The sequence below is a fragment of the Oligoflexia bacterium genome (assembly GCA_034439615.1).
GTDB lineage: Bacteria > Bdellovibrionota > Bdellovibrionia > JABDDW01 > JABDDW01 > JAWXAT01.
This window is the reverse complement of sequence record JAWXAT010000038.1, coordinates 1-19,281: the sequence shown is the minus strand read 5'-3', so window position 1 is coordinate 19,281 and position 19,281 is coordinate 1. Positions and strand designations below refer to the sequence as shown.

Annotated in this window: 15 protein-coding genes; 7 read left to right on the top strand and 8 right to left on the bottom strand. The window is 40.3% G+C overall.

Features of this window, described 5'->3' with window-relative positions; translation table 11 throughout:
* The 3 genes from SGI74_09795 to SGI74_09785 form a co-directional block, all read left to right on the top strand.
* Positions 1-454: HNH endonuclease signature motif containing protein (locus SGI74_09795; GenBank protein ID MDZ4677788.1), on the top strand; the 454-nt coding region annotated here is incomplete at its 5' end.
* A gap of 292 nt (positions 455-746) precedes the next feature.
* On the top strand, positions 747-1,061 hold the full coding sequence (locus SGI74_09790; GenBank protein ID MDZ4677787.1) for a hypothetical protein: 315 nt from the start codon (positions 747-749) through the stop codon (positions 1,059-1,061).
* A gap of 121 nt (positions 1,062-1,182) precedes the next feature.
* On the top strand, positions 1,183-1,965 hold the full coding sequence (locus SGI74_09785) for a hypothetical protein (protein MDZ4677786.1): 783 nt from the start codon (positions 1,183-1,185) through the stop codon (positions 1,963-1,965).
* Here the strand turns inward: SGI74_09785 and SGI74_09780 are convergent.
* A complete protein-coding gene (locus tag SGI74_09780) occupies positions 1,962-3,725 on the bottom strand; it encodes an HTTM domain-containing protein (GenBank protein MDZ4677785.1) in 1,764 nt (587 codons plus the stop codon). The genes SGI74_09785 and SGI74_09780 overlap by 4 nt on opposite strands.
* An 80-nt stretch (positions 3,726-3,805) precedes the next feature.
* On the opposite strand from SGI74_09780, the gene SGI74_09775 reads away from it, so the two are divergent.
* Entirely contained in the window at positions 3,806-4,474 is a 669-nt protein-coding gene (locus tag SGI74_09775) for a hypothetical protein (protein ID MDZ4677784.1), read from the top strand.
* 95 nt (positions 4,475-4,569) lie between these two features.
* Positions 4,570-7,944 (top strand): hypothetical protein, encoded by a 3,375-nt coding sequence (locus tag SGI74_09770; GenBank protein ID MDZ4677783.1) that lies wholly within the window; start codon positions 4,570-4,572, stop codon positions 7,942-7,944.
* Between the two features lie 10 nt (positions 7,945-7,954).
* Here SGI74_09770 and SGI74_09765 read toward each other — a convergent pair whose 3' ends face one another.
* The 5 genes from SGI74_09765 to SGI74_09745 form a co-directional block, all read right to left on the bottom strand.
* Positions 7,955-10,570: an AMP-binding protein gene (locus SGI74_09765; protein ID MDZ4677782.1), complete on the bottom strand. Its 2,616-nt coding sequence runs from the start codon at positions 10,568-10,570 to the stop codon at positions 7,955-7,957.
* Between the two features lie 39 nt (positions 10,571-10,609).
* Positions 10,610-11,614 carry an NAD-dependent epimerase/dehydratase family protein gene (locus tag SGI74_09760; GenBank protein ID MDZ4677781.1) on the bottom strand — a complete coding sequence of 335 codons (1,005 nt, stop codon included), beginning with the start codon at positions 11,612-11,614 and terminating at the stop codon, positions 10,610-10,612.
* Between the two features lie 98 nt (positions 11,615-11,712).
* A complete protein-coding gene (locus SGI74_09755) occupies positions 11,713-12,300 on the bottom strand; it encodes a hypothetical protein (protein ID MDZ4677780.1) in 588 nt (195 codons plus the stop codon).
* Between the two features lie 183 nt (positions 12,301-12,483).
* Positions 12,484-12,681, bottom strand: coding sequence for a hypothetical protein (locus SGI74_09750; GenBank protein MDZ4677779.1), 198 nt, complete (start codon positions 12,679-12,681; stop codon positions 12,484-12,486).
* Between the two features lie 12 nt (positions 12,682-12,693).
* Positions 12,694-13,629, bottom strand: coding sequence for a CBS domain-containing protein (locus SGI74_09745; GenBank protein ID MDZ4677778.1), 936 nt, complete (start codon positions 13,627-13,629; stop codon positions 12,694-12,696).
* 194 nt (positions 13,630-13,823) lie between these two features.
* Between SGI74_09745 and SGI74_09740 the strand changes: the two genes are divergently transcribed.
* Positions 13,824-14,846 carry a hypothetical protein gene (locus tag SGI74_09740; protein ID MDZ4677777.1) on the top strand — a complete coding sequence of 341 codons (1,023 nt, stop codon included), beginning with the start codon at positions 13,824-13,826 and terminating at the stop codon, positions 14,844-14,846.
* Here SGI74_09740 and SGI74_09735 read toward each other — a convergent pair.
* Both SGI74_09735 and SGI74_09730 read right to left on the bottom strand, forming a co-directional pair.
* The gene (locus SGI74_09735) at positions 14,843-17,125 is read right to left on the bottom strand and encodes a translocation/assembly module TamB domain-containing protein (GenBank protein MDZ4677776.1); all 2,283 of its coding nucleotides are present in this window, start codon (positions 17,123-17,125) and stop codon (positions 14,843-14,845) included. The genes SGI74_09740 and SGI74_09735 overlap by 4 nt on opposite strands.
* Positions 17,126-18,874 (bottom strand): BamA/TamA family outer membrane protein, encoded by a 1,749-nt coding sequence (locus tag SGI74_09730; GenBank protein ID MDZ4677775.1) that lies wholly within the window; start codon positions 18,872-18,874, stop codon positions 17,126-17,128.
* Between the two features lie 78 nt (positions 18,875-18,952).
* On the opposite strand from SGI74_09730, the gene orn reads away from it, so the two are divergent.
* The coding region (gene orn / locus SGI74_09725; GenBank protein MDZ4677774.1) for an oligoribonuclease at positions 18,953-19,281 on the top strand (329 nt) is incomplete at its 3' end.

Below are 19,281 nucleotides of genomic sequence, written 5' to 3'. Positions count from 1 at the left end.
TTCTGAAAGCGATATTGAAATTAAATTTACGGCTAAAAAAGAACTTTTAGACAAAATTCAAAAACTAAAAGGGATTCGCGCTCATAAAAATCCAAACCTCACAATTGCAGAACTTATGGATGAGCTTTGTGACTTGGCTTTAGAGAAGTGGGATAAGTCAAAATCACCCGCGCCAGCGCGGGCTGCACGGCAGCAAAATCAAAACTCAAAAACTCTAAATATTTCAAAAGCCCAAGTCAGACGTGAAGTATGGCTTCGCGATAAGGGGAAGTGTCAGATCTGTGGTTCACATTATGCTCTTGAGATAGATCATAGGCATCCCAAAGCATGGGGAGGTCAGAACTCAAAAGAAAATCTTAGGCTTCTTTGCAGATCGTGCAATCAGAGAGCTACAATAGAAGCTTTTGGGATCACTAAAATGGCAATGTATATCGATTCGCCACTGCCAAGTTGAATGTATATCGATTCGCCACTGCCAAGTTGAATGTATATCGATTCGCCAGAGCCAGGTTGAGAGATGACACTCGATGAAATCCAGCTCTTTTGCATTTTTTGTGGCAAGGGTTGCTCACAACCTGATCTGAGTATGCGACTCTAAAAAAATGGAACCCTCAGGTGATCCACGATTTAGTGTACATTTTCACGTTGATAGTGTCCCACGGTGGGGCAAAAAGACTCTCACAGTCAGCTCAGCAATTGAAATTTCGCTTCATTTAATGGCACGGCAAATGCTCTATGAATAGAGCATGGATACTAAATTTTTATTACTAGGCATATTGAGTTTCGCAGTTATTGGGCTTCTAGGAGGTCTTGGCTTCACTTTATTATTAGGCGATTCAAGGCGCAGATTTCCACGAAACACCGAAGTCGCATTACTCAGTGCAATTGTCTGCGGAAGTCTTTCCTTTTTTATTCCTGTGCTTTCCCCAAATGAACTCTTAGCTGGAATTGGCTTTTCATTTATCGGAATGTTCATCAGCTTATTTCTCTATTGGGCAGCATTTCATGAACGCAGTAAGCTCATGAAAGAAGTTGATAAAAACCCAGCTCGTTCAAATTAGGGTTTTCAGGTTCCTGGCACCAGCTTTAAGTATCTTGTAATTTTTTAGCTTTTTTGTAGTGGTTTTTTCAGCTTTAAGTATTTACTGATATTGCCGATAAGCAACTTAGGCAGGAGTAAATATGTTTAAAGGCAGAAAACGCGCAATTTTATTAGGCTATTTTTTCGTACTTAGCGCTTTATTTACGACGTATCAAAACTGTGCTAACCCAGACCCCTTTGCAGGTTATATGAAACAGGGGCAATTGCCTTTGAGCTCAACTAATCCCAATGGTGGAGCTGGCATTGGCGTACTCAACGCAAATTTTGTAAGCTACACCCCACTGCCTGCAACTGCAGCTCCTTTTTTAAAAATTACTCAAGGTACACCCGTAACCATTAATCTGAGCATGCAAAACAATGGAAACATCCCTTGGCCCGGTGATGGGTACACGGTTGTTGGATCAACATCACACGCAAGTTTAATAAATTTCTCACTACCTACTACATTATTAGAAGTACTTCCCAACCAAGAAAAAGAATTTCCAATACAAATGAATTCTCAAAATGTGACGACAGGCTGTCAATTGATCTCCGTGCAATTTCAAATGGCTCACCTAGGAACCGGCTCGGGATATGGTCAAGCGTCACCCGTTTTCACAGCGGAAGTTTGTGCACAACCCGCTGCAACACCAACTCCAACACCAACTCCAACTCCAACACCAACTCCAACACCAACACCCACACCAATACCCACTCCAACACCTGCTACATGTGATCAATGCGGTTGCGCAGTTGCACCAATTGCATGCCCAGGACATATCGGACAACAAGCCTGTCTCAATGCTGGAAACACAAGTTGTCGCCGTAAGGTATGCTGTGGGGAACGTGAATGTGCATCGACTGATTGCTGGGTTCCAAACTAATTACAATTTTGATTCCATAGTTCTACTTTTAAAGGTTCAGCTTCGCCTTGGCCTGGAGGAAGTGTATCTTCGCGCATAAAATAGATTTGCAAATTATCAAGTGAGTCTTTACGTTTATTTTTATTATTCCATTCACGACAAAGATAAGTACTCAGATAACTTGCATTTGAACGATGATTTATTGACCAAAGATTAAGATAATATTTCCCCCAACGTACACTTTTAAATAGTGAAGAGCCTAAACTTGGTTTTTCCCAATTCACTACGGCACCGTCTCGAAAAATATCTACTTGTTTTTTGCTCTTTGTATTTCCGACGATGACCCACCAACCGTCTTCTTTAAGAGGTGTAGGTGCGAACATATCCCACATTTGATCAATTCTTAATACTCCAGCCACCCAGCGTGTGTGACCCGGTAGTTGGTAATTAAAATGTGGAATATTAGACAGGTTCCAAAAAAATGTGTAAATCAAAACAGAGCCAACAAATATTTTTGTGATTTCCCATTGGTACTCTGGATTTTTTTTAGTCACAGGAATTTCAGGCACAAGTTGAGAAAAAATCATCCGATTCGAAGCTACGCATTCATATAAATATCGCCCGATGGGAATGATATCAAATATTTTAAAGATCCATTTAAATGGTCTTAATATCATTGATGCATTAACAACTACAAGAAAGGCTTTGTATTTATAATGGCGATTACCCTTAGCATCTACAACAACCCATGAATTATATTTTTTCATATCATTATTAATTGATCGATCAGACTGAGCTTCAAGCAGCGGAGTTTCAGGTAACAAGAAAAAAATACGAACAAGTTTCGATAGCCTTTCGCAAAAGGCACATTCACCGTCGTAATAAATTTTTATTTTCTTTTTAAACTTTAATCTCACCTCGCTTAAAACATAATTCCAAAATTCTGAGGGTAAAAGCCCAAGCGTTACAATTACTGCGGCCCATGGAAACGGCCCGAGTCTCATTGATAATCCAAAACCCAGTTGCATAATGGCCAACGCCACAAGACTGATCATTCTTAATTGCCAAGTAAAAACCGGTGAAAACCACAAAAATGGTCCAACCCCTTCTAACCAGCGCGCTGATAAAGTTAAAAACCGGGTTAAGTCAGGTAGTCCCAAAAGTAATTGTCCGATGGGCCGAGTGAGTTGATCAATGCTTAAAGCATAATATACAGCAGAACCATTTTGCCAATCTGAACCGTATTTTACAGCTGCTGCAAAAAAATAAACAAAACCTATCTGAAACGCATAACCCAATGTTCCAGCAGTGAGTACTTTATTATCAGGATTTCGATCTTCACTAGATTTGCCCAGGCTATCAACTGAATAAACTTCGCCCCAAGGTAAAAACATGCACCAAAAAAGTACGACTTTCATGAGCGCATCGCTGCCCTGAATAATCATATAGTTGCGTTCGTAAATAGAAATTAGAAAAAACCACGATGCAATTGTACAAAGCCGTGTGCGATATCCAATAGTCATTCCAAAAGCAAAAAGTCCTGCAATAATAAAAAGTATCCCTTGAAACTGCCAAGTCCCGTTGATGAGATGAAGTGAAATAAGATGTGTGCTCCCCGCAAGTAATGATCGAGGCATTACACCCATGTCTGTGTAATGGGCAGTAAGATCTGTTGATCGTATGATGAGATCAACGATGATGAGCATTCCCATGGCTACACGAAAAAGTGCAAGTGAACGGAGATCTAGACCAAAGATGTGTCGAAGCGATGAAATTTTCATATGCTTGTATTTAATTATTCAGACTGTACACCAGTAAGCAAGGTTAAAGTCACAAGCTCTATTCGCCGATAAAGAAAGTAATGAAAAGAAAAACCAGAGTAAAAGAAAATTGGTTAGTAGCAGCAAAGAAAAAAAAATTTATTCTTCTGCGCTACTTTATTTTGGCTATAGTTTTTGGAAGTCTTGCCTCCGGGTATACAAACTGCGCTCCAGTTGGGTTTAATTCAGTAGGTAAACTTCCCGCAAGCGCACAACCCACTGGCACTACCAGTACAACGGGAACAAATAGTACCGGGACAAGTTCAACAAGCACCACAAGTACAACATCCACAACGAGTTCGACAAGCACCACAAGTACAACAACGGGTGTTCCCTGTAATCCACCCCGTGTAGTCGTCAATGGCCAATGCGTTTGCCCAGGAACAACTCCCGACAGTGCTTTTTGCATTACAGCTCAATGTTTTTGGAACCAAGCTCGCACGCAACCAACAGTTGCCGTTTCGTGGTGTCAAAATCCATATCCAGGCACAACTCCAAATTCAAATAGCATAGAAAAAGGCGATTCGTTTCCGAGTGATCCTGAAAAATTTTGGGCATTTTTATTTATGGATAATACTCCGTTTTCTACATATGCCCTTGCAGATTCTAATGTGGCATTTGGCGGAATATATAAGTATCGAGCTAAATACAGACCCGAACTTGCCGGTCGCGAGATAGAAATCACTCTAAATTCATGCACTTGCCCGTAATTCCATTAATCAACATTAACTCTAAACTTAAACTTTCAAATTATGTCTAATGTTTTTCCACGACCTGGCCGATAGCGTCAATGGCGGAGGAATAAATGGGCATCAAGAGCTATCTTAATAACGCACTAACTAAAAAGTCGATTTTGACATGGAATATTATTTTCATGTTAGGCGGACTTTTATTTGGTTACCAAAATTGTGCGCCCGTTGAATTCACCAGAAACCTTGCGGGTAATCCAACACTTAGTAATAGGGTTGTCGGAACACCCATTATACCTGATTTTAATGCAGACTTTCAATGGTTTGAAAATCAAAGTAATACTCAAATATCAAGCGTTGTAATGAAAACTGGAACACCCATTAACATCAAAGTTCAGATGCTTAACAACGGCGCCTTATCATGGCCCGACAGCACCTATGAGCTTGTTGCCCTAACTAACACTCAACCAGCAAATCTTTTTACAATTCAAAAAGGTAGCAGCACACCAACAGGTCTTGTTCCAAGTACTGTATCCGTTGGACTTCCAATGGTTCTTACAATGATTGGTTCTCCCCCACAAGCTTGTGTAACGACAACTGTTCAATTTCAGATGAGAATGACACCACCTGGGGGACCAGCATTTAATTATGGCGAAATCAGTGCCCCACTCACAATTAATATTGGTCTAAACTGCGGCTGCCCTGTTAATTCACAATTTAATTCACTAACACAAACATGTGATTGCATTGGTGCATTTGGACCTTTTCCCGATGGATCATGTCAGTGCCCCACAAATTCTAACTTAACAACTTGTCAATGCCCCACTGATTCAACATTGGTAGGCACCGTATGTCAGTGCCCACTTAATTCAACTTTAAATACATCAAATAATACTTGTAATTGCGGTAGCGGATTTATCATGAACAGCACTACGCATATTTGTGAATGCGATCCTAATGCTATCAATTGTAATTGCGGACCAAACTCAACAAGAGACCCTGGAACGGGCGTGTGCCAGTGTGATCTTGGTTTTGGAAATGTTGGCGGTGTGTGTGTTTGTAACACAGACATCACATGTAATTGCTCTGCAAATTCATCGCCCGTAAATGGTGTGTGTGCATGTGATCCGACTTACGTAGAAAACAATCTCAATACTGTATGTATTTGCCCTGCTGGTGCAGCTGTTGGTAACGATCAACTTTGTCATTGCCCAGGAAACTCAGTTGTTAATGGCAATGCATGTGTATGCCCTGCAGGATTTACAGATACAAATGTTGATCCATTAATCGTAAATTGTGCATGCAGCAACACAGCATCATGCTCTTGCCCTGCTAACTCTGCATTTGATCCGAATAAAATAAATACAGCTGAACCTTGCGGTTGCAACGCTGGCTTTACAGACCGCACTCCAAATGATGGTGTGACTGTTTGTTCATGCAATAATTCGATAACTTGTGCTTGCCCTGCAAACTCAGCATTTAATTCAACAAACGGTGCTTGCGAATGTATCACAGGTTTTGCAGATTCTGATCCAGGTACTGGCTTGACTTGTGCTTGTAGCACACCAGCAACTTGTCAGTGCGGACCAAACACTACAGTTACAGGCGGACAATGCGCATGCTTACCTGAATTCATTGACACTGACGGAAGCACTACAAATAATGCAGTCACTTGTTCGTGTAACAGCGCTGCAACTTGTAGCTGCCCAAGCAACTCACACGTAACAACACCTGGCTTAGCGAATCCTTGTGCTTGCGATACAGGTTACACAGATCCAAATCCAAATGACGGAATTACTGAATGCGTTTGTTCAACACCTACATCGTGTAGTTGCAATGATACTAATTCTATTGTTGACCCGCTTGGCGTTTGTGCATGTGCTCCAGATTATAAAGATATGAATTCTGGCATAGGCGTAACATGCGTTTGTAACAGTACTGCAAGTTGTAGCTGCCCAGCTAATTCACAAATAAATCCGGTCACAAATACTACAGGAATTTGCGAGTGTGTAGCCCCTGGTTTTAAAGACCCAACACCTAATAATGGAAGCACATCATGCTCTTGTGCTACTGCATTCACTTGCGGTTGCGGACCACACTCAGTTTATAATAGTACTGGAACAAATAATGGTACTGGCGCTGAAAACTGTGCCTGCGCTACTGGATACGGAGATATAAACTCCAGCTCCACTATCACAAATTGCCAATGTAACTTACCTTCGACTTGTAATTGCGGTCCAAACTCAATTTATACCGGCACTGGAGTAGATATCGGCCCAAGTAAATGTGCTTGTGCAGCAGGCTTTATCCACACACCATCACAAACAAGTACTTCCGTATTAAATTGTCAGTGCCCAGCTGGTTTTCAAAATGTCGACGGTGTCTGCTTATTTGAATGCCCCGCTGGCCAGCATAGAAACTCTAATAATACTTCTTGTACAGCTTGTGAAGTAGGTACGTTTAATACAAGTATAACAACAAACCTAACTTGCACGTCTTGCCCACCACCACCAAGACCAAATGCGCATTACACAACTATTGGCGATTCAACTGGTGCTTGTTTGCAACCTTGCTTACCTGGTTATCAAGATGTAGGTGGCGTTTGCTTAATAGTTTGTCCTCCAGGCCAACATAGAACTGAACAAAATACTTGTGTTGATTGTGAAGTAGGTAAATACAACCCAGTTGATACAACAAGCCTCACTTGCACAGCCTGTACGAATGGTGGAGATAACATCACCCACACAAGCTCAGGCGGAACACAGAATAATTGCAATTGGACTTGTGTTGCTCCATTTCATCATACCAATCCACCAAGTGATAAATGCGTACCCATCGGCTACTGGCAACCAACATGTACTTATACCCCTGGCGATGCATGTACTACAGATGTCACTTCATGCAATGGTCAAACTGGTGTTTGCACAACAAATAAATATTGTAACGGCACACGAACAGCTGCTTGTGTTGTAAACGGGGATCCGTGTTCTGACGGCCACACTTGCTGGTGCGATCAAGCAACTTATCCAAGCCCTGCTTGCACAGTAGGCCCTGCAATACCAACTGGATACACATGTGGTGGTAACTGGAGAAGCTGTTCACCTGCTTGTGATTCATCATGTACTGAAACCTGTACCAACCCAGTGGCTAATGCATGGGGCCCACCTGGTTCGACACCTGGAAATTCAACCATCACACGTCAAAATCCAGGCGGAGCATGCGCGCCAAAAGAGTGTAACACCTGCGGTTGCGTTGCCGGCGGTTCTCCAGCTACATGGTGTCCTGTTAAGGGAGATGGTTGGGTTCCTGATTTTATTGGTACAGCTGATTCATGCGACGGTGTTGGTTCTGGTGATGATAACATCCCACATGACCCAAATACAGCTTGTGCATGTAACAGTGGCATCTGGCCAACAGGTGAGACCTCTGGACACGGTGGTGAATGTGCGTGTCATAAATGGGTAAATAAACCAAGCGAGTGCGTGAAGTAATCAAGTCATACTAACTCAACTGATCACGCAACGTCTCCACATCCCCTTGCAATTTCAACCCAACACTTTGATACCCACTGAGATCAATCTTCTCGTCGATAAAATGCCTGGGCGAACCAATATAAAGTGAAACTTTACGAGGCCTGGGCATCGAAGCCCCTTTCGGAAACGCATCAAAAGCACCTTTAATATAAATTGGAATAGCATTAAATTTTTGATTTGCTAATAAACGACCAACACCTGGTTTAAATGAAACCATTTTTCCAGAAATTGAACGTGTTCCTTCAGGAAAAATAACGAGACTTCCTCCATTTTGCAAAATCTCTTCACAAACTTTAAAACCCTTTTCGACTCGGGCTTTGCGCTCAAAGGGAATCGCATTAAATACTAAGCGCACAATAAATGACTTAAACCAGTGGTTGAAAAAATAATCATCAGCCGCCACTGCATAGGTTTGGTTAAGTTTTGATAGAGGCAACGCACTCAATACACACAAGAGATCAAGGTGACTTGAATGATTAGGCGTCATGATAAAATTATTAACATCTTTAAACGTCTCATAACCTAAAACTTGAAACCTAAAATATATTTTTAAAAATGGTCTTATAAAAAAAACATGTACCCACAGGCGCGTGGTATTCATCAAAAACCCATTATTGTTTTTATAATTAAATACCTTTTTATTTTTTACTTCTTCTGGCTTATTTTCAACGGGCATATCTTGATGGGCTTTTTCTAATCGACTGAGCAAATCACTCACCGTATGGATCTTATCAAAATCTTCATCGGGCACACGGACACCATAAGACGTCTCAAGAGCAGAAATCAGCTCGATAAATGTTAGCGAATCAATACCTAGATCATGACGAAGGTCAGCTTCTTTGAATAAATCTGTTTTTTTAGTGATGAGAGAAATTTTCTTATAAAGCCAAGATTCATTTTCTATATTTTTATCAAGCAAAGTTCTACTGCCCCGAGATTTTGTTTGCGCACCTTTGTCAAACTTACCTTGAACGACCATTTCTCTAAGCAAATGTTTACGCACTTTTTTTGTAGGTGTTTTCGGTAACTCTTCATAACTGATACTCACACTCTGTACACGCTTGTAATCAGAAAGTGCTAAACAGCGTCGATCGATTTCTTGAATTACGGCTTCTCTTTGTTCAAGTGGATCCTGAGGTGTAAGTGATGACGGAACAACAACCGCATGAACAACTTCTCCCCTACCCGAATTAAGCCCCAACACAGTTATTTCGCTAAAAAGTGTCGAGGGTCTTAAAATATCTTCAAGCTCTTCAGGATAAACATTTTTCCCATTTGCTGTAACGATAATGTCTTTTGCTCGTCCTGTAATATAAAGATAACCCTCTTCATCAACAAAACCTACATCACCAGTGTGAAACCAACCTTCTTTTAAAACCCCAAGTGTGGCTGCCTGATTTTCGTGGTAACCTGAAAAAACACTTGCACCTGAAACACAAATTTCACCTTCACCATTGGCGTTTGGATTTTCAATTTTAATCTTGATAGACGAAATGGCTTTGCCAACACTTGCATAATTGTGATCACCAAGTGTTGTTAAGGTAAGTATCGGTGAAGTTTCTGTTAAACCGTAACCTTGAAGTACTGGAAGCCCTAGAGAATAAAAACGTCTCACTATTTCAGAATCAATTTTGGCTCCACCAGTGACAAAAAATTTAATATGCCCACCAAAGATATTATGTACTTTACGAAATATAAATTTTCCAAGCCAAGGAAACTTTCGCACTAATGGTTGCCATAAATTAAGAATTCCACGAATAATCATTGGCAAACTATTTAATTTCTCTTGAATAGCTCGATCAATAACTTCAAAAAATAAAGGCACAGATGCTAGCATTGTAGCTCTGTGCAACTTCATTTCACCTAATACATCTTCAGGTTTAAGACTATTTGGGTAACTCACGCAAATGCCCTTAATATGAGCAATTGTAAAACCAGCAATTAGTTCAAACATATGTGAAAGCGGCAAAACACTAACGGCTCGCCCCCCTTCAACACTGGGTACCAGATCATAGGTCGCTATAATATTACTGACAATATTACGATGACTTAAAACCACTCCTTTAGGATTACCTGTTGTCCCCGAAGTAAAAATGAGCACGGCCATATCGTCGTGATGTGTACGCGTTCCGTGTTTTAATTGTGCAGGTAAATCATAGGGAGCATCTCGCATAAGATTTCCCAATGTTGATCTTTTTTGATTCTGCGAAGTTTTAAAATCCATGCTTAAAACTTCAGGTACTTCAAAATCACTATCTTTATTAAGTTTTGGTGAAATAAAAAGACAATTAAGATTTGCGGCTTTGATAATATTTTGAATTTCCAAATCAGTTGCTATATGCATCAGCGGCACTACAGTGCCACCTGCATGCCAAACACCAAATGCCAATGCACACCACTCAATGCGATTTTCTCCCCAGAGGCCAACGCGAAATGGTTCTTGAGGAAATTTTGCCCTGAATGCCTGAGATACTTTTGCAACAATGTCGTTAAATTGGTTATATGAAAGTTCACGCCGCTCGCCATTATCTGTTTTTACGATGAATGCTGGGTGCTCACCGTGACGGCGGGTGTTGGCGAGAATAAATTGACCGAGATTGGCTTTGATATCCAGAAATCACCTTTATATTTTGAGTCTTGGCCCTGGTGTTAAATATCCATTTTCAAAACACCATTGAACACTTTTTTTGACAGCGCCATAAGCGGGTTTGGGGTTGTAGCCCAATTCTTTTCTAGCTTTGGAGAGATCATACCAATGATACATGGTACTAGCGATTGCTGATTCTACGGGGATATTTATTTTATAACTGTATCTCTCAGCCAATTCTGTCACTCGAGCAAGACTTCTAAGTATAATACTAGATAATGGAATCATCGGAGCACGATGGCCTCCAAATTGGGCAAGCAAATCAAATAGGTCTTTAACTAAAATATTATCGCCGCCCAAAATATATCTTTCTCCAGCACGTCCTTTTTTTAGAGCTAAGATATGCCCCTCTACAACATCTTCTACATCAGCGATGTTGATCCCACCTGTGGGGTAAAAGGGTATTAAACCACTAGCAACTTTGAGATGAGTTTTACGTGAACCCTTCACGGCATCACCAGGGCCAAACATTATACTAGGATTCACAATGACAGCATCAAGTTTACCAGAGCGCACAGCACTTCGAATTAATTCTTCAGCATGAAACTTTGTTTCATAATAACCAAAATTATATTGCGACATTTCATAAGGACTCTCTTCATGTAGTAAACGAGGCTCTAATGTCGCACCCACTGCTACTACACTGCTGGTGTGCACAAACTTCTGCACCTTTGCATCGATCGCAGCACGCACAACATTTTCTGTACCATAAACATTAACTCTTTCCATGAGTGTACGCTCAAGGGGTGAGTATGCAATGACTGCTGCTGCATGAAAAATAGCGTCCATACCACAGGCAGCTTCAAGAACAGTTGAATACTCTGTGACATCGCCAAGAGCTGATTCATATGAAATGTTTTTTAATGAATTCATCACACTAGACTTACGATGCAGCACGCGAACAACATGCCCCTTATTTACTAGAGCACGAACTATCCAACTTCCTAAAAATCCATTTCCACCCGTGACAAGAATTTTCATCGCAGATTAACGCTAGCTGCTTTACCCCCTACGTCACAAGAAAAAAAAGGGCCTCACATTTCTGTGAGGCCCAGTACCAATAAGATTGAATTAGCTTATTAAAACATCAGCCAAAGACCAATGTATGGCTGCAAGTCTACTGTTTTTACAGTACGTGTAGCTTCTGCACCAGAACCCACTTTTTTCTTTTTAAATTCAACACTGCGATAATGCATCTCAGGCGCAATACCAAATTTAGAACTAACCATAAATATATAACCGATATCAGCTTGAAATCCTGAACCCTCTTTATAAGTAGTGGTTACGTTTGAAACTTTATCTTCACGTTCAGCTGAGAGAATATAGTGACCAATTAAGAAAAAACCACTTTTCATAAAACCAGCACTAACACCATAACCTGTAGAGCTAATTGTTGAATCTGGGCCAGTTAATCCCTTTGTTGTGGAACCTCGAGATGCATAGATACCGCCAACATAAAGTGGAAATTGAAACTTAAATCCAAGACGACCATCAAGCCTCAGACCAGAGGTATCTGATTTTGAGGTTGTTGAATCTTCAAACAGACTAGTTTCATACATTACGGCAGGAGCTAAGATAACACCTGTACCATCTTTTGCGGCTGCTGAAGCATTAACTGAGAATCCCAACAAACAAACTGCAAGTGTCAATAATACATAATTTTTCATATCGCGTTCTCCAATGATGATAATTTCTGACCCACCTGTATATGTTCGCTTGAAAGGAGCTTTTCTGTCAACGGTTTTAAAGTCGAGATTTGACCTTTGTTCTCTTAGACTATCACTAAGGTCGAGTGAAAATAAAAATGCCCTGCTGTGAAACGTGATTCATCATCAACAGGGCTTTAGTACTTAGTGTTTGTCACCTAAATGTTCTACTTTATCACCAAATCTTTCTATAGCATCACCAAGCTTATGTGAAACTCTTTTCTCAACAACATCACCAACCTTCTCGATGGCATCGCCAATTTTATGCAGAATTCCTTCTTTGTGTTGCCCTGATACTTCAGTCTCGATTGGTTCTGTTGTGGTATTTTTAAATTCAACCATTTGAAATCCTCCTTAGTTATTTAAGTTCACTGCTGTTGCTTTTTTCTTTTTCTCTAACAATTTAAAAAGTGCGGACATGTCTGAGGGCAATTGAGATTTAACTTTTTCTAACTCGTGTGGGTCTAAATGATTTGCCATCCCAGCACAACAGGCCTCCGTTACTTCATGCCCCTCTGACTTTGACACTCCTAAATAAGTACAGACATCACTGATCAAGTGTTTTGCAGAAACGTGACGATCAGGCCCCGCTGGTAAATCATAGAGATCATCGTGAAGTTTTTGTGGAAGCTGAGAAATAAAATGAGCAGCATCAGTAAACGAAAGGCGCCTTACAATCGAAGATAAAATAAGACTTGTTACTGTTCGTGCGTGTGCTTTTTTTAAACCACTTTTTTCTAAAACAGATTTTTCAAACCGCGCCAAAGTTTGAGACGTTTTCGCCTCATGCCTTAACTCTGCTTGCTCATCACTTTTTTTAGCGTGCCCCGGTGCGGTTAAATGTGCGATATGTCGAACTTGCGTTGTGATAATTTTTATTACATCATTTAATTCTATACTTTTTGTAACTATCAAATCGTCTAATGTGACTATACCTACACATTTTTGTTTGTTCCCTGATTTATTTATTATTGGAATTCTACGTAAACCATTTTCAACCATGATTTGAATAACTTCGCTAAGAGCTGCACTCTCACTCGCACATAAAGGCTCAGTGGTCATCACTTCAGAAAGTGGGGAATCAGGTGAAATCTTGTAGGCTAAGGGATAACACGTAAGATCACGATCTGTGACAAGCCCGACAATACAGCCGTGATGATCGGAGATAACGACGCACCCAATATTATGATCACACATCGCGCGCGCTGCTTGAAATATAGAATTATCAGTGTGTAAAACGATAATCTTTCGATTAATGAATTTCTCTAAAGTATTTATAGTTTCGCTCATAACAGGCTAAAGATTGCCAAAGCCATGCCATGCATTGATAAGGCCTAAAGTGCACTCAAAAGCTAAAGTCTACATACTCATTTTGAAATTGAGACAAATCGACTCAAAAACTGATCCTCTTTGACTCATTTTACATTTAGCTAAAAAGAAAGTCTGTGCTATTAACGCAGTCATACTTTTATCAGGAGGTAGACGTGAACCGTGCATTGAATGTCATAATTATTATGGGAATCTTAATTTTAGGTTGCGGACAAAACTCAAGTGAAAGTCCCGCCAAAAAAGGTAAAGATCAAAACAATAATTCAAACATTATACAAACACGGGCTAGTCAATTGCTCCATGAAAACCAGCAACTTGAATTTAAAGATATGCAAGCTCCGCTTTCAAGTGATCATATTTTAGCTCACTGCCATAGACTCCGTACAGATGCTGTCATGCTGAGTAGTGCAATTTCACCTGAAAATGAATTTCAATTAGACACCTTAGAAAATTTAAGAGAAATGACTGGCCGAGCCTACGTAAGCAGCGAAGCTATTACTAAAATTCGCTTGAAAAATGAGCAACGCGAAAATTTTGCCACAGCTCTTGAAGCACTAGACGAAGTTATAAATCCTATTAAAAAATGGCGCCTTGATTACATTGCTAGTCGCCCCGAAGACCCACGCTCACACCGCGTTGATATCGCAATTCAAAATATTGATTTACAAAATATTCTAGGGCGCGTGAAGCCAGCCTCCGATGTCGCTGTTTCACTTTATAATTTTAAATGCGCCCCTTATGAAAATTACGTTGATCAACTCAGCGCATTTAGTGAACCCGAGAAAAATCTAAAATTTCTCCCCCAAGATCTACGGTATCTATCAGATCTCAACGCACGCTCAACAAAAGCCTTAACCTCATTTGGTCAAGGCAGCTCTCGACAAGATTTCGGTCTCATTGTTGCCCCTTCGCTCGAAGCCCCCAACGCTATGGGAGTTTATGTAATTGAGTATGATTACGACGCACGAGGCATTCACAAATTAGATTTCGTTCAACTCGAAGAAAAAAACCGCACCTATGCAAGCAGTACATTTGATGTTCATAAGTTTCATTTAGGTAGCGGCTATGTCACCTTGTTTTTAAGTCGACAAGCTGCTGTTAAGAATATGTGGGTTGTACGCGATCGAAGTGATAAAAAAATATCAAACTGGCATCAGATACAGCTCATAAAACCCTAATATCGTGATACCCACTCTAAAAAAGCCGCCGTCGCACGGGCTTCGCTCTCCGTGGGGTTACGAACGTATGTGTAGATGTACCATGGTCCCTTGATATGTTTATTCACACCCAATTCGCGTAGTCTCTCTTCATCTGCACCAACATTAATAGACACGCCTTCTTGTATTCGAACTTTTGCGCTGAACATTTCTGATTCACGGTTATAACCAACACTCTCTACGGGTGTTGAAGCTAAGACATACATTGAAGTGAGTGCAATGGCACGATCAGCAGCTGCAGCTTGGGTGTTTGAAACAGAACTTGCCTGACCTGAATCGAGCTCATCAACAGGTTTTCCAAACAAGAGTACAGAGACAATCTGATTTTGATCAAGGGGAGGTTCGCTTTCAAATCTTATTTTTGGTTTTTTAGTAGTTCCCCATATCGTAATTTTAATTTTATAATCTGCGTATGTAAGCTGTACTTCACCGTCGATCATTTCTTTTTGACGGTCATTTAAAGTTAAATTAAAACGCTTAAGTTTCGCATCTCGCCTAAAAAGTTTAAGTGGGAATTCTCGTACATGAATACTCCCCTGAGGTTCATGTTGTGACTCAAGCAAAAGATTTAAATCAAAACCCACTGGGGTTGATGCCAAATTCGATAATAATCTAACAGGCTGATCCGCAGTTTTTATAGAAACTCTGTAAAGAAAGGGAAGTATGTTTTTTGCTTTTACCTGCTTTAAACTTTTCTTTAAACGCTGATCAGGCAACAAGGGTGGAAGGCCTGTGATTCCAAATCGCGGAAGTGCTAACTGCACATTATTAAGTGTGGCATCAAGATTTAGTTTTGGTCGGTATTTGTCCTTTATATCTTCAAGGCCAAAGGTTCCGTTAAAGTTCGTCACTAAACTTTGTTCGTGAGAAACAAGATTTGTCTTACATGCAAATGGAACGGAGAGATCCCCATATTTCAACTCTCCCTCGATAGCACACTGAGCCGGACCACGAAGAATATGAAAGGGCGCTGGAATCGAAAACCGTGTCGGTTTTAAAAATGTGACGAGGCTACCGAATTCTTGAAGCATGAGTTTTATTTGTGATTTTACAATGAGCGTTTTTAGAATTTCACCATTCAAGGGAGTTTTCTCAAAATCAACATTCACGTCACCTGATACATCCCACGGATAATCACCACGATCTTTGATCGCAATTTTAACAGGCCCCGACCAAACAGTGGCATCCTTAGAATTTGTAGACCCATCGAGTTTACCGTCAATATGAAATGTCAGTGATCGAACGAAGCTCTGAAGTTTTTCTTTTTCAATGGTTGTTGATGTAACCAACACGGGGCAATCAATATCAATAACTTTTGGCCAATTTAATTCATAACTGCACTTCTTATCAAGTTTCGCATTACCTAATTGCAAGACCAGTTTTTTAAGATCAAGGGCACCATTTAAATTTCCATCAAGCGCAATTCCAGAACGTTTACCGATTAAATTTCCGTTATAATTAACCGCAGGGTGTTTTATTTTTAAACCCATAACATATTGCCCAGCAGTCGATGACTCTGACTGATAATTGAGCTTGGCATCAAATAATAAATTTTTACCCACACGTACAGTTACAGGCCCATTAAGTACCCACTTTGCTTTACTAAGATCCCTGGGTGCGCGCGCTTGAAGTTTTGCTTTGATATCAAGTGAGCCATTTTGCTCTTGAAAGTGACCACGTATGTCAAGACTTGGAAGTTTTCCTGAAACAAATGTTTGAATTAAATAATTACTTTGTCCTAAACCCAAGTGAAAAGCAGCCAGATTAATATCTAGGGCTCCAAACTCAGTGTGAGGTTTGATCATATTCAAAGGTGAAGATGATTTCTTTTCTTCTTTGTCGTTTGAATCACTCAACTTAACATCAAAACGCTTTGACACTAAAGTCAAAGGCCCCAACCGATTAAAAACAATTCCTGATTTTGAAATATTAAAATCAGCAGAGAATATAAATTTCTCAAAACACCCGGATATTAACGGGTCTTTCATATCGATGCAAAAATCCCCTAAACTTATATCAACTACCTTATGTAACAATGACTGAGATGCGATTTTGATATCTGCGTGCTTTAATTTAATATTGATTCCGCGCTCTGACAATTTGGGTAAAACACGATTAAGATTTTTAGTGTTAATAACAATCTCAGGCTTAGAGATAAGCAAATAGGCGGCGCCTGCAATTAAAAAAAGTAGAACCACAAAGCAAACACTTGTAATTTTTAAAAATTTTTTAAAACCCATTTAAAATTCATCTCCATATGCTAAATAAAACTGCCAATGCGACAGTGACGAATCAACTGGCCTTTGCAGTGGATCATGAATATATCCATGACCTGCTTCTCCGCGAAAAACTCCTATGGGTGATGCCCAGCGCATTCCCAAACCTGGTGACCAATAAAGTGGCCAATCAAAGTGTGCAGGTTTTTGACTAAGTACACCACCATCCACAAAGATGAAAGGCTGTAAACGATATGGAAGCGGCTCTAAAAACCGAATCTCAGTACCTAAGTAAGCCATGCTCAGACTACCTGATTTTCCCGTGGGCAATTCTTTTCTGCTAAATCCTCTTATGTCTCTTGATCCACCAAGATGATAACGAAAATTTTGCGGAAGATTATTTATATCTCCTTCGTTATTAACTGAGAGTGTAGAAGCGATACCACCACGTACTCCAAAAACCCATAGTGGAGGATCATATTCTTTGTAATTCCAAAGCACTTGACCATGAAGCTCAATTTTTTGCGCAGTAACTTGAGACAAAAAACCTTGGTGCCCTGTTGTGAAATCAAGTGAAAGCTTTGAACCCGATTGGGGGTTACGTTTGTAATATTCAAATTGATGGGTCGTCCAATGTATTTGACTATTGAGAAAAATATTTTGAGTAGAGCTTGGGCCAACACCTACTGTTGTTTTTTCGATATGCCAACTGGGGCCCGCTTGAACATCCCAACGTGCATCGTGAGAATCCCAAGTTGTTGCCGGAAAAAACCCGATCTGACTCTTAAGTAGTTCATATTTCTCTTCTTTTTCGCGCCTGACTTCGACCGTAGGGCGAAGAAAAAATCGTGATGGCTCTTTTGTGAAATACCATTTGATATCTGAGCGAAATTCTTGAATGCGATAAGTTGTTAAAATCGTATTTTCAATGGACGTGCCTCTTTTTCCAAGACGCGCATGCCTCCAGCTTAATTTAAATACTGGTCCCTGCTCTGTATCAAATCCAGCGCCAATACGAAACAAGCGAGGTGGCCCAGGGAGTACTGATTGGCTTAATACCAATTCTGTAGCTTCACATTTTTCATCAAAATAAGTTCCAGAAACAAGATCTTCATCAAGGAGTCTTTTTTCGGTTAATGTCACTCTATGAATATCAAATTCTTGACCGATTTTAAAAGCATCATAACGCCTAAGCACTCCAGGCAATAAATGTGGCACATCTTGTGACGTAAGTTTTGAGATCAATAGTTTTGGCCCAACTTTAATATTCACAACTACTTCACCCGTCACAACGTCCGCTTGAAGCTCCATATCAGGACAAGCATAACCCAAATGCTGAAGTTCAAGCTTGATCCAATCTCTAAGCTCATCTAGCTTTTGTGGGGTAAGATCTTCTCCAACGATATGTCTTTTTCGCTGCACATTGAGTTGTGACGGCGCACCAGTAGTGGTGATCTTTTGAATTTTTGTAGTGTCTCCAAGATTGACAATGAGCTTATTGCCCTCAACCTGGTATGTGGAATTATGAAATCCACGAGTTTGAAGCATTGCCTTGAGATGAAACTGAGCTTGACGCGGAGGCACTAAAACCCACGCTTGAGTCGAATCACCCGATGGATCACCACAAATTAAACGTTTCTCACTGTCAGAAAATTCGACATCTATGTCAGTTTTTATAGACACCGTTGGACAAACTGCCCAATCATAAGCTGGTACCTGCGTAGGGATTATTAAAAGGGCTAAGAACCCCATTGTAAATACTGCTGAAGTCATCTTAACGCTAAGCTGCAAGATGTTTGCCAGCAAATTCACGATGTTGACTCGTAAGCGAAACTACAGAATCATGGGATTGTGACAAAATTATTTTGGATTGATTTAGAAATGACAGGCCTTGATGTCGAAAAAGAAGTCGTCATCGAAGCGGCTGTTATTATCACTGATTTGGAGTTTAAAAAACTCGGCGAATATCATGCTGTGGTGAAACAAGATCAGAAATATTTAGATGCCATGGATGCCTGGAATAAAAAACATCATACAGAATCGGGCCTTGTAGAATCTATTCCTTCTGGAAAAGATCCGGAAGTTGTAGAAAATGATCTTTTGAAACTTTTAGATAATCACTTCCCAGGTGAACGCGCCGTTCTCGCAGGAAATTCAATTGGCCAAGACAGACTTTTTAT

Coding starts and splice junctions, on each gene's coding strand:
- SGI74_09755 (MDZ4677780.1), bottom strand. CDS start 12,300: ATGAAAAATTATGTATTATTGACACTTGCAGTTTGTTTGTTGGGATTC.
- SGI74_09760 (MDZ4677781.1), bottom strand. CDS start 11,614: ATGAAAATTCTTGTCACGGGTGGAAATGGATTTTTAGGAAGTTGGATA.
- SGI74_09750 (MDZ4677779.1), bottom strand. CDS start 12,681: ATGGTTGAATTTAAAAATACCACAACAGAACCAATCGAGACTGAAGTA.
- SGI74_09780 (MDZ4677785.1), bottom strand. CDS start 3,725: ATGAAAATTTCATCGCTTCGACACATCTTTGGTCTAGATCTCCGTTCA.
- SGI74_09745 (MDZ4677778.1), bottom strand. CDS start 13,629: ATGAGCGAAACTATAAATACTTTAGAGAAATTCATTAATCGAAAGATT.
- SGI74_09790 (MDZ4677787.1), top strand. CDS start 747: ATGGATACTAAATTTTTATTACTAGGCATATTGAGTTTCGCAGTTATT.
- SGI74_09730 (MDZ4677775.1), bottom strand. CDS start 18,874: ATGACTTCAGCAGTATTTACAATGGGGTTCTTAGCCCTTTTAATAATC.
- SGI74_09785 (MDZ4677786.1), top strand. CDS start 1,183: ATGTTTAAAGGCAGAAAACGCGCAATTTTATTAGGCTATTTTTTCGTA.
- SGI74_09735 (MDZ4677776.1), bottom strand. CDS start 17,125: ATGGGTTTTAAAAAATTTTTAAAAATTACAAGTGTTTGCTTTGTGGTT.
- SGI74_09770 (MDZ4677783.1), top strand. CDS start 4,570: ATGGGCATCAAGAGCTATCTTAATAACGCACTAACTAAAAAGTCGATT.
- SGI74_09775 (MDZ4677784.1), top strand. CDS start 3,806: ATGAAAAGAAAAACCAGAGTAAAAGAAAATTGGTTAGTAGCAGCAAAG.